The 14,261-nt window shown below is 65.8% G+C and carries 12 protein-coding genes; 3 read left to right on the forward strand and 9 right to left on the reverse strand.

Annotation, left to right across the window (positions count from 1 at the left end):
- The first annotated feature begins 32 nt into the window (after window positions 1-32).
- On the forward strand, window positions 33-2,969 hold the full coding sequence (locus DYQ94_RS04260; RefSeq protein ID WP_160954837.1) for a TonB-dependent receptor: 2,937 nt from the start codon (window positions 33-35) through the stop codon (window positions 2,967-2,969).
- 236 nt (window positions 2,970-3,205) lie between these two features.
- On the opposite strand, the gene DYQ94_RS04265 is transcribed toward DYQ94_RS04260, so the two are convergent.
- From DYQ94_RS04265 to DYQ94_RS04285, 5 genes are all read right to left on the reverse strand, one after another.
- The gene (locus DYQ94_RS04265; RefSeq protein ID WP_039525778.1) at window positions 3,206-4,258 is read right to left on the reverse strand and encodes a LacI family DNA-binding transcriptional regulator; all 1,053 of its coding nucleotides are present in this window, start codon (window positions 4,256-4,258) and stop codon (window positions 3,206-3,208) included.
- 189 nt (window positions 4,259-4,447) lie between these two features.
- Window positions 4,448-5,866: a M28 family peptidase gene (locus tag DYQ94_RS04270; RefSeq protein WP_126966299.1), complete on the reverse strand. Its 1,419-nt coding sequence runs from the start codon at window positions 5,864-5,866 to the stop codon at window positions 4,448-4,450.
- Between the two features lie 109 nt (window positions 5,867-5,975).
- A complete protein-coding gene (gene mscL, locus DYQ94_RS04275; RefSeq protein ID WP_024940317.1) occupies window positions 5,976-6,407 on the reverse strand; it encodes a large-conductance mechanosensitive channel protein MscL in 432 nt (143 codons plus the stop codon).
- Between the two features lie 60 nt (window positions 6,408-6,467).
- Window positions 6,468-7,181, reverse strand: a complete 714-nt coding sequence (locus DYQ94_RS04280) for a fumarylacetoacetate hydrolase family protein (RefSeq protein WP_126966298.1) — start codon at window positions 7,179-7,181, stop codon at window positions 6,468-6,470.
- 216 nt (window positions 7,182-7,397) lie between these two features.
- The gene (locus DYQ94_RS04285; protein ID WP_053045694.1) at window positions 7,398-7,673 is read right to left on the reverse strand and encodes a hypothetical protein; all 276 of its coding nucleotides are present in this window, start codon (window positions 7,671-7,673) and stop codon (window positions 7,398-7,400) included.
- Between the two features lie 248 nt (window positions 7,674-7,921).
- Here DYQ94_RS04285 and DYQ94_RS04290 point away from each other — a divergent pair, with 248 nt between their 5' ends.
- Window positions 7,922-8,263, forward strand: coding sequence for a Rieske (2Fe-2S) protein (locus DYQ94_RS04290; RefSeq protein ID WP_126966297.1), 342 nt, complete (start codon window positions 7,922-7,924; stop codon window positions 8,261-8,263).
- Window positions 8,264-8,282: 19 nt separating this feature from the next.
- Here the strand turns inward: DYQ94_RS04290 and DYQ94_RS04295 are convergent, their stop codons facing one another.
- The 4 genes from DYQ94_RS04295 to thiS all read right to left on the reverse strand — a co-directional run bounded on the left by DYQ94_RS04295 (window position 8,283) and on the right by thiS (window position 12,196).
- Window positions 8,283-10,145: an SLC13 family permease gene (locus tag DYQ94_RS04295; RefSeq protein ID WP_024940321.1), complete on the reverse strand. Its 1,863-nt coding sequence runs from the start codon at window positions 10,143-10,145 to the stop codon at window positions 8,283-8,285.
- Between the two features lie 74 nt (window positions 10,146-10,219).
- Window positions 10,220-10,978 (reverse strand): tRNA (guanosine(46)-N7)-methyltransferase TrmB, encoded by a 759-nt coding sequence (gene trmB / locus DYQ94_RS04300; RefSeq protein ID WP_126966296.1) that lies wholly within the window; start codon window positions 10,976-10,978, stop codon window positions 10,220-10,222.
- 173 nt (window positions 10,979-11,151) lie between these two features.
- Entirely contained in the window at window positions 11,152-11,946 is a 795-nt protein-coding gene (locus DYQ94_RS04305; protein WP_104593854.1) for a thiazole synthase, read from the reverse strand.
- 49 nt (window positions 11,947-11,995) lie between these two features.
- Window positions 11,996-12,196 (reverse strand): sulfur carrier protein ThiS, encoded by a 201-nt coding sequence (thiS, locus tag DYQ94_RS04310; RefSeq protein ID WP_016903326.1) that lies wholly within the window; start codon window positions 12,194-12,196, stop codon window positions 11,996-11,998.
- A gap of 157 nt (window positions 12,197-12,353) precedes the next feature.
- Here thiS and DYQ94_RS04315 point away from each other — a divergent pair, with 157 nt between their 5' ends.
- Window positions 12,354-14,171: an autotransporter outer membrane beta-barrel domain-containing protein gene (locus DYQ94_RS04315; RefSeq protein ID WP_505414763.1), complete on the forward strand. Its 1,818-nt coding sequence runs from the start codon at window positions 12,354-12,356 to the stop codon at window positions 14,169-14,171.
- Window positions 14,172-14,261 lie beyond the last annotated feature (90 nt).

Genomic DNA, 14,261 nt, shown 5'->3' on the forward strand with positions numbered 1-14,261 from the left:
TCGTGGATTGTCGTCATCCCTGGGAGGGGACCATGAACAAGCTGCATTCGAACACCCGCCACACCCCACTGGCCGCAGCACTCGCGGCTGCACTTACCCTACTTGCCGGCAGCGCAGGCGCACAGGACGTCAGCAATGCCGCCGGGGTCACCGACCTGGACAAGGTCATGGTCAAGGGCGTGCGCGGCGCGCAGGCCGAGGCCATCGAGAACAAGCGCACCGCCGCGCAGATCATCGACTCGATCTCTGCCGAAGACATCGGCAAGTTGCCCGACGTCACCATCACAGATTCGCTGCAGCGCGTGCCCGGCGTGCAGATCCGGCGTTCGGCCGGCGAGGGCTCGCAGCTCAATATCCGCGGCATGCCGCAGGTGCAGACCACCATGAACGGCGAGTTGTACCTGAGCGCCGGTGGCGGCGATCAATACGGCCAGCCGAACATCGGCCGCGCACAGCCGGATTTCGTCGATATCCCGCCCACGCTGTTCAGTGGCGTGGATGTGATCAAGTCGCCGACCGCCGCCGATCTGGATGGCGGCATCAGCGGTACCGTCTCGCTGAAGACGCGGCGCCCGTTCGACCTGCCGGAAGGCTGGACCTTCAGCGGCCAGGCCGAAGGCTCCTACGGCGACCGCGTGCAGGAACTCAACGAGCTGTACTCGGGGCTGGCCAGCTTCCGCACCGAGCGCTGGGGCGCGTTGCTGGCCGTGTCGTACTCCGACGCCACGCTGGAGAACAAGCACCCCAGCGTGTATTCCAATGGCGCGCAGAAATCCACCGAGCAGAATGTGGGCTTCGATTTCAACGGCGACGGGCGCATCGGCAGCAACACCGACCCCAGCAATCTGCCGCGCGATTATTTCTACAACTGGGTCGCCACCGAACTGGACAACCGCAGCACCGATCGCCAGCGCACCGGCATCAACGGCTCGTTCCAGTTCAACATCAACGATTCGTGGACGGTGTTGGCCGATGCGGCCTACACCAAGCTCGAAGACCAGGACACCTCGGTCGCCGCGCAGCTGCACACCGGTTGGGCCACCAACCAGTTGCAGCCCGGGTCGGTGGTCGATTCCAACGGCGTGCTGGAATACGGCCAGTTCCGCTACAACCGCTTCCAGGCCCACTCGATGGCCGGCGTTGCCGACTCGGACGCGCTCAACACCAATCTGGAGCTGCGCTTCGATGATGGTGGCCCTTTGCGTGCCTCGTTCCGGTGGGTGCATGGCGATGCGCAGCGCACCTACGACGAAGCGCGTGCCGATGCGGTGGTGACGCGTGGCGACCAGATCACGCGCGCCGGCGGCGTCACGCAGTGGGCAAACGCCAACGGCTTGCCGACAGTGGATGCCTCGGTGGATTTCCGTGGCACCTATCCGGCGGTCAACCTCGGCACCGACGTATCCAACCCGGACAACTGGCAGCTGATGTCGACCTGGGCGCAGGGCAACAAGATCGAAGCGACGATGGACGCGTTCCGCGCCGATGGCACCTTCGAGTTCGACGAGGGCGTGGTGCGCGGCTTCCAGTTCGGCATCCGCTACGGCGAGCGCGAGGTCAAGCTGGATACCTATCGCTATCTGTCGCCGGTATCGACCAGCTGCGCCGACCCGAACCGCTCGCTGTATTACTTCAAGGATCCGCTGATCGTGGACACCTGCAGCGGCGTCTCCGAAGCGCGCCTGCTGCCGTTCAATTCGATTCCCGGTTACTGGGCGTATTTCAACGACTTCGATCCGCTCAAGGTCACCGGCCTGGGCAGCCAGGGCCTGCCGGCGATCAACCCGCAGGTCATGAAGGACCCGGTGGGCTATCTCAACAGCCTGTACCCCGGCAACGTGGCCTACCAGCAGGCCGCCGATTCGTACAAGGTCACCGAAAAGAGCACCGCAGCGTATTTTCTGGCCAATCTGGAAGGCGGTACCGGCAGCGCGGTCCCGTGGACGGCCAACATCGGCGCGCGCATCGTGCAGACCAAGCTGGCGATCGACCAGTACCTGAGCAGCGGCAATGTGTTCATCGGCAATGTCGAATGGAACGGCGTCAGCCCGGCGATCGGTACCAATCGCCTGAACCGCCAGTACACCGACGTGCTGCCCACCGCCAACCTGTCGCTAGACATCACCGATGCGCAGAAGCTGCGCTTTGCCTACAACAAGGCGGTGGCGCGCCAGGACCTGCCCGATCTCGGGCGCGGGTTGGTGAGCTTCTATGCGGTCAATGGCACGCCACCGCGCAACCCCGCGTTGCCTTCGGATGCGGTGCTGTTCCTCAATGGCCGCTCCGGCAATCCGGATCTCGATCCGTATCGCGCCACCAACTACAACGCCTCGTGGGAATGGTATTTCTCCGATGCATCGTTGGTCAGCGTGGGTGCGTTCCTGATCGATGTGAAGTCGTTCCCCACCACGGTGACCAATATCGAGCTGTTGCCCGACGCCGATGGCGTGGCGCGGCTGGGTGGCCCGGTGGAGCGCATCGTCAACGGCGGTGGCGGCAAGATCAAGGGCTTTGAAGTGGGGTATCAGCAAGCCTTCGACTTCCTGCCCGGCTGGTTGAGCGGCTTCGGTACCAACATCAACTACACCTTCTCCGACGCCGACACCGACAACACCGATATCGACGGCAACACCTTGCCGATCGGCGACAACTCCAAGCATCAGGCCAACGCGGTGCTGTGGTACCAGAAGGACAAGCTGCAGGCGCGTGTGGCCTACAACTGGCGCAGCAAGCGCTTCAGTCAGGTCAACAGCGGTGCCTGGGGCGACGAGCTGGCGATCTGGAACGACGACGTTGGCTACCTCGATGCGTCCTTCAGCTACGACGTCAACGATCACCTGACCCTGTACGCCCAGGCGACCAATCTGACCGGCGAAAGCGAGCGGCGCTACGCGCAGTGGACCAACCACTACTACGACCAGAACATCTTCGAGCGTCGTTACTACGCGGGCTTGCGTCTGCGCTTCTGATCCGGCTGCACCGTTGTGCGACCCAGCGCACCCCCGCGCTGGGTCGCGCATGTTTCGCTGTTGTCGCTCTCCAAGCGGTCATTGCGCTTTCTTCCCGTCGCCGCTGAGTGCGGCGCTGCAGTACGCCTGACGGCAACGTCGGGCACCCTCCCATTCGGCCGCATCGTCGGGAAGCGATGTGGCCGTTTTTTTAGCGTGATGCCGCAGGCGTTACACGATGCCGATCGATGCGGCGCTTAGCGCGCCGGTGGCCCCGCCGTCGAACCGCGCTTGACCACGGTGTACTTCATCACCTGATGCACGCCCTGCGCGGGATCGCCCTTGCGTCGCTGGCGGATCGCATCGGCCAGCAGCGACACCGCCGCGCGGCCCATCGCGGTGACCGGTTGATGCACGGTGGTGAGCTCGGGCCAGATGGTGGTGGCGACCGGGGTGTCGTCGAAGCCGGCGACCGATACATCTTCGGGCACGCGCAGGCCCAGGCCGTGTGCGACCGCAACGGCGGCTGCCGCCATATCGTCGTTGCTGCAGAACAGGGCGGTAGGCGGTTGCGCCTGCGCGAGCAGGCTGCGCGCGGCGAGCAGGCCGGAGTGATAGGTGAACAGACCGTCTGCCATCAACTCTTCGGCCACAGGCAGGCCGGCAGCCTGCAGGCTGTCGAGATAGCCATTGGCACGTAATGCACTGGGCGTGTGCTTGGGGTCGCCCTTGATCAAGGCGATGCGGCGATGGCCCAGTTCGATCAGGTGATCGACGATGGCGCGCGCGGCCTGGTAATCGTCGATGCGCACCGAGCTGATCTGCGCCATCGGTGCACCGCTCGCCACCGCCACGACTGGGATGCCGCGTGCATCGAGTTCGGCAATGGTCTGGCGCGAATCGCATAGCGGGGGCGGCAGGATCACGCCGTCCACACCGGCCGCCAGCAAACGCTCGGTGGCGGCACGCTGGCTGCGGATGGCGCCGCATTTTTCCACCAGTACCTGGCTGCCATTGAGGCTGCTCTGTTCGAGCAGCCCGAGCATGAATTGGTTGAGATAGGCCGCGCTGGGATTGCTGTACAGCACGCCGATGCGCAACAGGCCGCTGGTGCGCAACGAACGGCCGGCCAGGTTGGGGCGATACCCCAATGCCTGGACCGAGGCTTCCACCCGCACGCGCATCTCCTCGCCGACATGCGGGTGGCGGTTGATGACGCGCGAAGCGGTCATCGGCGAGACGCCGGCGTGCTTGGCGACATCCAGCAGGGTTGCCGCGTTGTTCGCACTGCGTTGGCGCTTGGCCGCCATTGTGTGTGCTCGTCCTGGAGTGGAAGCGAAAGGCAGGTGGCGTGCTTGAGGCCTGCAGCGACCAGGACGTGCCTGGCCGCTGGCGATCGTCGCTGCGATGTCGGTATCGGCACAGACAACGCGCAGCGTGCGCGTGCCCTGTGCCGCGCGCACTCAACCGAGGAGTGCCCGCGACGTCTGCAAATGCAGTTATTCGCTCGGCGGCTGCACGCTTTTTGCGCGGCTGCCGAAATCGCCATCGGCTTCGGCCGCCAGGTACGCAAACACCGTGTAGGCCGCGACGTTTTGCGCAAGCGCCTTGGGGTCGATCTTGTCCAGCGTGTCGTCGGCGGTGTGGTGCAGATCGAAGTAGTCGGTGCCATCCTGCGCAAGCCATGCCCAGGCGCCACCCTTGGCGGAAATCGGCCCGACATCCGGGCCGGGGCCGCCCTTGCTCGGCTCATACGCGATGCCCAACGGCGCGAGTACCTCGGCAATCTGTCTGGTCGCTGCGCGCGACGCGTCCGGTGCCGCCGAGCCGGTGTTGAACGCATAGATGCGCCCGGCACCGAAGTCGCTCTCCGCGCCGATCTGATGCAGCGCCATGTCCTTGGCATCCTTGCCGTGCGCGGCCGCATACGCCTTGCCGCCGTACAGGCCTTGCTCCTCGTTGGCGAAGGCCACCACGCGGATGCTGCGCTTGGGCGCCTGCTTGAGTTGGCCGATCAGGTGGCCCGCGGCCATGGTGATCGCCACGCCGGCACCATCGTCGATCGCGCCGGTGCCCAGATCCCACGAATCCAGATGCCCGCCGATCACCACCACTTCCTTCGGCTTGCTGCGTCCGGTGATTTCGCCGATCACGTTGTAGGAGGTCGCGGTGCCGTCCCAGCCGCAATCCAGCGCCAGCCGCACACGCGTGCTGCCCAGCGCGGTCAGGCGCGCGAGCTGGTTGGCATCGGGCACCGACAACGCCGCCGCCGGTACCGGCGTCACGCCTTCATCGAAACGGGTGATGCCGGTATGCGGCACGCGGTGCGAGTCGGTGCCGGCCGAGCGCATCATGAAGCCGATCGCGCCCTTGCGGATCGCCTCCGACGGACCCTTGCTGCGCACCGCGCCGCCATTGCCGTAATCCTTGCCGTCGCGCGCCTTGGTCATCTGGTAATCGACGAACGCGATCTTGCCGGCCAGCGAGCCGGCCGGTGCGGCCTGCAGTGCGGCCAGGTTGTCGAAGCGCACCACCTCGCCTTCGACGGTGCCGCCCGGGCTGCCTCCCAGTGCGGTGATATGCAGGGGCTGCGCATGCGCACCGATCACCGCCGCCTGTTCGCTGCGCCGCTGCCACTTGGGAAAGCTCACCGGCTCGGTCCACACCTTGTCGAAGCCCAGCGACTGGAACTTGGCCTTGGCCCAGGCCACCGCGCGCGGATCGGCCTCGCCACCGGCAATGCGTGGGCCCACTTCGGTGGTCAACGATTCCACCACCGCAAAGCCGGTGGTGTCGGCCAGGGCCTGCTCGCGCAGCTGCGCGGCGGTGCGCAGCGCACCATCGGCGATGGTGGTCTGTGCGGCAAGCGCGGGTGTGCAGGCGAGTAGGGCAGAGATGGCAACAGCGAGGCGACGCATGCAGGGCGGCTCCAACGACAAGGGGACCCCGAGCTTATCAGCGCGAGGTCCTCCGTCTGCGTGCGAAAGGTCATCCTCCTGCGCGAAGTTGCGCAGCGGATGTGTCCGCTTACGGCACGCCCGGTGTCTTCAGTGTGTCGTTCTTCAACGAATCGCGGATCTCGCGCAGCAACAGCACTTCTTCGCTCGGGCCCTTGGGGGCATCCGGCTTGCGGTGGGTCAGGCGGTTGATCAGCTTGACCACCATGAAGATCGCAAAGGCGATGATCACGAACTGCACGACGGTGTTGATGAAATCGCCGTAGCCGATCGCCACTGCCGGAATTTCCTTGCCGGTGGCATCGACGCCGGCTGGCTTGAGCACCCACGCCAGGCGCGAGAAATCCACATTGCCGATGGCCCAGCCGATCGGCGGCATGATGATCTTTTCCACCAGCGCAGTGACGATCTTGCCGAACGCTGCACCGATGACCACACCGACCGCCAGGTCGATGACATTGCCACGCATCGCGAATTGCTTGAATTCGCTGACCATTCCCATAGCGCACTCCAGATGCGGTCGCGGACCAACTGCCGCAGGGTGATCGTAGCGGGCCGCGTGTCAGCCCGCGATGATGCCGTGGCGCTCGGCAACGTTTTCCAGGCGTGCGCTGAACTGATCGCCCGGCAGTAGCGGGCCGACGCCGGCCGGCGTGCCCATGAAGATCAGGTCGCCCGCGCGCAATGCATAGAGCTTGGAGAGCTCATGCAAAATCTCCGGCACGTTCCAGATCATCTGATCCAGCAACGACTGCTGGCGCACCTGGCCGTTGACCTCCAGCGACAGGTTCAATGCCTCCAGCGCACCCACTTCGCCGGCATGCACCAGCTCGCTGATCGGCGCGGAGTGGTCGAAGCCCTTGGCGATGTCCCACGGCAGGCCCTTGGCCTTGGCCGCTGCCTGCAGATCGCGTCGGGTCAGGTCCAGGCCCACGCCGTAGCCGTAGATCAGCGCCTCTGCCTGCTCCACCGGCAACTCGCCGGCCGGCGCATCGCTGCCCAGTGCCACCACCAGTTCCACTTCGTGGTGCAGTTCCTTGGTGCCGGGCGGGTACGGAATGTGGTCGCCGTGGCCGACCACGATCGCATCGGCAGGCTTCATGAAAAAGGTCGGGTGGCCACGCTCGGCCTTGGAGGCAGGCGCAGTGGCGCCCATCTCGCGCGCGTGATCGGCAAAGTTGCGGCCGACGCAGTAGATGCGGTGCACCGGAAAGTTACCGCCACCAACCACCGGAATGCGCGGAACATCGGCGGCGGGAATCACATCGTGGGTCATGCACGCATCCTTGGGGAACGGGGCACGTGAGTCTAGCCGTTTGCCCGTGCATGACGGAACCGCCGTGCTGCAGCGTGCAGTGCGGCGCAACGTCTGGCTGGCAGGTCTGCGATCACGGCTTGCATCGGCGCACGCAAACTCGCGCAGACCGGTCAATACCTGCGCGACTGATTCGGGGTTGGATGTTCACCGCGCTGGAGGCGGTGGACTGGCGCCTCAGTGCGACAACGGCAGCGCAGGCTTGCGCACCACGCGGTATTCGGCCTCGACCACGCGGGTGTGCTGCGGCGTGCGACGGTTCGATTTGCTCAGCAGCTTCCAGGCAATGCCGCCCAGGATCATCGCCGCGCCCACGAACACGCTGAAGAAGATCAGCACCGCAAGGATGACCAGACCAGCCAGGCCGGCGGCCACGCGCACCAGCGGGTGACGCGGCTTGCGCGGGGCAAACAGGTGGTGGAGGTTACCGAGTTGGAAGATGCGTGCAGGCATGGCGGTGGGCTGCCGGGCAGGAAACAGGCAGGCAGTATCGTTGCGGTTTCATGTCATTGAGTGAAAACTTCGTTAAACGTTAGCCCGATTTGTTAAATCCATCACATCCGATGTGTTGCGCGATTGTCGCCTTGGCGGCCCGGAGCGCCCACACGGGCCAGCAAATGCGCGGACCGTAGCCATTGCGTGGCGTCGGAGCGCTGCAGGCGCATGCCACAATCGCAGTCCGTTCTCGAACAGCAGACTGCATGTCTTCGTCATCGTCCACCACGCGTGTCGAACTGGCGCAGATTCCCGACGCCGGATTTCTGGAAGTCGAAGCGGTCTGGGACGGCGGCCCGGAGTCGCTGGTGCTGTATCGCGACGGCGCCCAGGTGCGTGCCTGGTTGAACGTCTGCCCGCACGCCGGCCGCCGGCTGGATTGGGCGCCGGGCCAGTTCCTCAGGACCAAGGACGGCCATCTGGTGTGCGCAGCGCATGGCGCAGCGTTCGAGCTCACCGGCGGCGAATGCATCAGCGGCCCGTGCCGCGGTCAGTCGCTGCTGGCGGTGCCGGCGCGCATCGAGGGTGAGCAGGTGGTGCTTGGGTGACTGCTGAAGGTGGTGCGGCTCAGCGCGCTGCCCACCAGAACATCAGGTTGATCATCGACACCATCACCACGATGTAGATCAGCGACAGCGGTGCGCCCACGCGCCACAGCTCGCGCGGCTGATAGTTGGCTGGGCCCGCCACCATCGAGATCACCGGGTTGGAGGCCGTCATCAGATTGTTGGACGCCGACAGCGCCACGATCAGCGCGAATGCGGTGGGGTTGCCGTTGGCGGCCAGCGCCAGGTTGACCGCAATTGGCACCATCACGATGGTGGCGCCGACATGGCTGATCACCAGCGAAAACGCGGTGGTCAGCAGCGCCAGGCTGATTTCCAGCGCCCATACCGGAATGCCTTCGGGCAGGCGGTCGATGGTATGGCCCGCCACCCAGGCCGCGGTGCCGCTGCTGTCCATCGCCCAGCCGAGTGGAATCAGGCCGGCCATCATGAAGATGGTCTTCCAGTTGATCGAGGCATAGGCCTCGTCCATGCGCAGCACGCCGCTGACCAGCATGCAGGCCACACCGGTCATCAAGGTCAGTGCCACCGGCAAGCGCGAGGTCAGCGCGATCAGGATGGTGAAGGCGAAGATCGCCATGGCGATCTTGAACTTGTGCGGGCGCTGCTCGCCCTTGGGAAAGTCGGTCACCGGCACGAAATCGCGGCTTTCCGCCGCCTGCGCCAGGTCCTGCCAGATGCTGTGGAACACCAGCATGTCGCCGCCACGCAGCGGCACGTTGCGCACGTCCTCGCGGATCACCTGCTTGTCGCGGTTGATCGCCAGCAGGCTGATGCCGCTCTGCTTGCGTAGGCGCAACTCGGCCGCGGTCTTGCCGATCAGCCGCGAGTTGGGCGGAATCAATGCTTCGGAAATGCCGGCCAGGCTGGGGTTGAACAGATCGCCCAGGTTGCGCAGGCGCGAGGACATGCGCAGGAACTGGTTCTGCGCAAAGTCGGTCACTTCCTGGCGCGGCCCCATCGCCCCGAGCACGCTGCCGACCCAGATGCGCATGTCGGCCGGCGGCGCCAGGCGGGTGTCGTTGCCGGTCTTCAGGGCCAGCAACAACGGCGCGTCGTGCAGCGCTTCGGCCTCGCCAAGGGTCATGCCCACCAACGGGCTTTCGGCGCTGACGGTGAGCTCGAACACGTCGCCGTCGATGCCGTAGGTCTTGGCGAAATAGCTTTCGGTGCGCGAGGGCGTGACGCCTTCGTTGATCAGGCGTTCTTCTTCGATCAGCTTGCGGTCGCCGTAGAAGCGGAAGTACAGCAGTGCGGCGATCAGCAAGGCCACGCCGATCGGCAGCGGCGCGAACATCGTCAACGGCTCGATGCTGGCCATGCCCGAGGGCAGGTTGTTGTTGGCGGAGACCAATAGATCGTTGAGCAGGATCAGCGGTGAATTGCCCACCATGGTCAGCGCGCCGCCCATCACGATGGCTGCGGCGATCGGCAGCAGCATGCGTTGCAGGGTCAGCCCGGTGCGCGTGGCCAGCCGCGAGGCGACCGGCAGGTACAACGCCATCACCGACGGGTTCTGCATGAAGGACGAATTCAAACCGGAGATGGCCAGCGTCATCATCATCAGGCGTTGTTCGCTGCCGTGCGAGCGCCGCAGCAACCAGGTCGCCAGCCGATTCAACGCACCGGTGCGCTCCAGCCCCGCACCGAGAATGGTGGTGGCGATGATGCTCATCACCGCGTTACCGGAAAAACCACCGAACAGTTCTTCCGGCGCCACCAGCCCGGTGACGCCCAGCACCACCAGCACGATCAAGGCCACCACGTCGGCGCGGATGCGCTCGAACAAAAACATCGCCATCGTGAAACCGACCAGCCCGAGGACGAGCTTCATATCGTTGGTCAGTGTCAGCGCGGTGTCCATCGGGGCAGGGATTCGGGATTCGGGAGTGGGGATTGGTCAGGCGACTGCGGCGTCGAGTATGCGGGGTAGCGCTGTTACGAATCCCCAATCCCCGCTCCCGAATTCCGGTCATAAACCAGATCCCACACGCCGTGGCCGAGCTTCTGGCCGCGGGTTTCGAAGTGGGTTTGCGGGCGCCAGGCGGGGCGTTCGACGTGGCCGCGCGGGCCGGCGCGATTGACCAGGCCCGGGGTGGCGTCGAGCACGTCCCACATCTGTTCGGCGTAATCGGCCCAGTCGGTGGCCGCATGCAAGCGGCCACCATCGCGCAGCTTGCGCACCACCAGCTGCGCGAACGCCGGCTGGATTAGGCGGCGCTTGTTGTGGCGCTTCTTGTGCCACGGATCGGGGAAGTAGATGCGCACCTCGTCAAGCGCGCCATCGGCGATCTCGTGTTCGAGCACTTCCACCGCGTCGTGGTGATACAGGCGCACATGCGTGCTGCCATCCTCGTCCAGCGCATTGAGCAGGCGACCGACGCCGGGCGCATGCACCTCGATGCCGATGTAATCGCGGTTAGGGTCCTGCTGCGCGGCAAAGCGCAATGCCGCGCCATTGCCAAACCCGATCTCCAGCACCTTGGGTGCGGGACGGCCGAAGGCCGCATCGAGATCTCGCGGCGCACCGCTGTAGTCCAGGCCGAAGCGTGGCCACAGCTCGTCGAACGCGCGCTGCTGCGCCGGGGTGAAGCGGCCCTGGCGCAGCACGAAGCTGCGCACCTGCCGGCGGCCCTCTTCGATGGTGAAGGGCTTGGGCGGCATCTTGGCGCCGTCGCTGGTGAAAGGATCAGTCATGAGTTAAGTCACATCAAAAAACAAAAGCCCCTCTGCCTTGGGGAGAGGGGTTGGGGTGAGGGTACGGCGTAAGGGAGCACGTGCAGCGACGCGCGATCCAGCAACGGCCACATTCGGCACGTCACACGGCCGAGCGGTGCGCATCGACGGCAATGTCAACGCAGCCCACCCACTCATCCAATCACGCCATCCACCGGACTCGACGCCGAGGCATACCGCTTGCGCGGAATCCGCCCGGCCAGGAAGGCTTCGCGTCCGGCCTCGATCGCCTTGCGCATCGCGCTCGCCATCAGGATCGGATCGCGCGCACCGGCGATGGCGGTGTTCATCAGCACGCCGTCGCAGCCCAGCTCCATCGCGATCGCCGCATCCGATGCCGTGCCCACGCCGGCATCGACAATGATCGGCACCTTGGCGTTTTCGATGATTTCCAGCAGGTTGTACTTGTTCTGGATGCCCAGCCCGGAGCCGATCGGCGCGGCCAGTGGCATCACCGCCACGCAGCCGATCTCTTCCAGGCGCTTGGCCAGGATCGGATCGTCGGAGGTATAGACCATGACGTCGAAGCCATCGGCAACCAGCTGTTCGGCGGCCCTGAGCGTCTGCACCACGTCCGGATACAGCGTGCGCTCGTCGCCGAGCACTTCCAGCTTGGTCAGGTTGTGGCCGTCCAGCAGCTCGCGCGCCAGCCGGCAGGTGCGCACCGCGTCTTCGGCGGTGTAGCAGCCGGCGGTGTTGGGCAGCAGCGTGTAGCGATCCGGCGGCAGCACATCGAGCAGGCTGGGCGCGTTGGGGTCCTGGCCGATGTTCACCCGGCGGATCGCCACGGTGACGATCTGCGCGGCGGCCGCTTCGGTGGCCAGGCGGGTCTCGTCCAGGTCCTTGAACTTGCCGGTGCCGGTCAGCAGGCGCGAACGGTACGGCTTGCCGGCGATAATCAGCGCATCAGAGGGGGCGGTATTGGTCATCAGGCAATTATCACCGATCGCGCGCAGCTGCGCCGGCCTGTGTGCCGCATCAACCGCCGCCCAGCGCGTGCACGATCTCCACCACATCGCCGGCACGCAACCGGTGCGTGGCATGCCGCCCGCGCGACACGATTTCGCCATTGATCTCCACCGCCACGCGCCGTTGTGCAAGACCTTCCTGCTCCAGCAGGGTGGCCAGCAGCAGGTCGTCGGGAATGTCGCGCGGGGTGCCGTTGAGTTGAATGTTCATGTCATCATTGTGGCATCGCGTGCCGCCAGGGCGCGCGTTTTTGCGTTATGCGGCAATGCAGCGTGAGCGCGGGCGGCGAGGGTGAAACCATGTGCCATTCGCCGGCGTACGTCAGCAGGTCCGGTCCAGTTCCACACTACCTTGAGCAGGCACTCCCATGGCTTCAACCCTTCGCCCGATCCGTTCCCTGATGGCCGTGGCCATCGCCATTGCGGCCACCCCGGCCATGGCCGCGTCTGCGTTCGACCAGACCGTGTTCTTCGGTGACAGCCTCACCGACAGCGGCTACTACAACCCGTTGCTGCCGGCCGCCTCGCGCGCGGTCACCGGCAAGTTCACCACCAACCCGGGCTGGGTCTGGGCCGAGTACGTCGCCGATCACTACGGCACCAATGCCGCGCCCAACGGCAATGGCCAGACCGGCGACAACTACGCCGCCGGCGGTGCCCGCATCCAGGCCGGTTCGACCAGCGTGCTCGGTGCCGCGCCTTCGGTGACCAGCCAGATCAACACCTACCTGAGCGCCAACGGCGGCCAGGCCAACCCGAATGCGCTCTACACCGTATGGGGCGGCGCCAACGATCTGCTCGCCGCTGCAGCCGTGCCGGCCCAGGCGCAGGCCATCATCGGCAACGCGGTCACCGCGCAGGTCGGTGCAGTCGGCGCCTTGCAGGCCGCCGGCGCGCGCTACGTGATGGTGCCGACCATTCCGGACGTGGGCATCACCCCGCGCTTCCGTGCCGGCGGTGCCGCCGCGATGGCGCAGGGCACTGCTGCGGCAACCGCCTACAACACCGCATTGTTCAATGGCCTGCGGTCGGCCGGCCTGCGCGTGATCCCGGTCGACACCTTCCACATCCTGCAGGAAGTGGTCGCCAATCCTGGCACCTACGGCTTCAGCAACGTCACCAGCACCGCCTGCAACCCGGCCGTGCCGCTGCCGGCCTGCAACCCGACCAGCCTGGTCGCCGCCAACGCGCCCAACACCTATGTGTTCGCCGATGGCATCCACCCGACCACCGCCACCCACCAGATCCTGGGCGAGTACGCCATCTCGCTGCTGGAAGCCCCGCGCCTGCAGCAGGTGCTCACGCATTCGGCGCAGGCGATTGGCCGCGCGCGCGCCGACCAGGTGGCCTGGCATCTGGACGGCAAGCCGGATGCCGATGGCCTGCGTTGGTGGGGCAGCGTGCGTGGCGACATGCAGCGTTACGACCATGCCGATCTGTACGACGGCATGGCCCCGGCCGGCTTGTTCGGTGTGGACTGGACTGCGGGCGACCTGGTGTTTGGCGGCTTTGCCGGCTTCGGCAGCATGGACGCCGACTTCGGCAACCGTAACGGCAGCTTCAAGCAGGACGACACCACGCTGGGCGGCTTCTTCGGCTGGTACACCGGCCCGGTCTGGGTCAATGCGCAGGTCAGCTACAGCTGGCTGAGCTACGACGTCGACCGCGAAGTGCAGCTCGGGCCGGCCACCCGCGTGCACAGCGGCTCGCCGGACGGCAGCAACCTCACCGCCGCGGTCAACGCCGGCTATTCGCTGGGCGAAGGCAACGTCAAGTACGGCCCGGTGGTCGGCCTGACCTGGCAGAAGCTCAAGCTCGACGGCTACACCGAGAGCAACGAAAGCTCCACCGCACTGGGCTATGCCGATCAGGACATCGACTCGATGGTCGGCCGCATCGGCTTCCAGGTGCGCCTGGACGGTGCAATGGTCAAGCCGTACCTGCAGGCGACCTACGACCACGAGTTCAAGGACGGCACCGAAGCCAGCGCCTGGCTGCAGTCGATGCCGGACGTGGGCATGTACACCGTCCCCGGGCAGAACTTCGATCGCAACTACGCGACTGTCGTGCTGGGCGCCCGCACCGGCCTGTGGGGCCTGCAAAGCAACATCGGCCTGAGCACCACCACCGCCCAGCGCAGCGCCCGCGACGCGACGCTGTTCGTGAATTTCAGCGGTAACTTCTGATCCAAGCACCACACGCGTTGCAAGCGAGGGCCGGGCAACCGGCCCTCGTCACATCTACGCATTGCGCCCGGCCCCCGCACCCGCCTAAAC

The organism is Xanthomonas sp. LMG 8993, assembly GCF_009835065.2.
Taxonomy (GTDB): domain Bacteria; phylum Pseudomonadota; class Gammaproteobacteria; order Xanthomonadales; family Xanthomonadaceae; genus Xanthomonas; species Xanthomonas arboricola.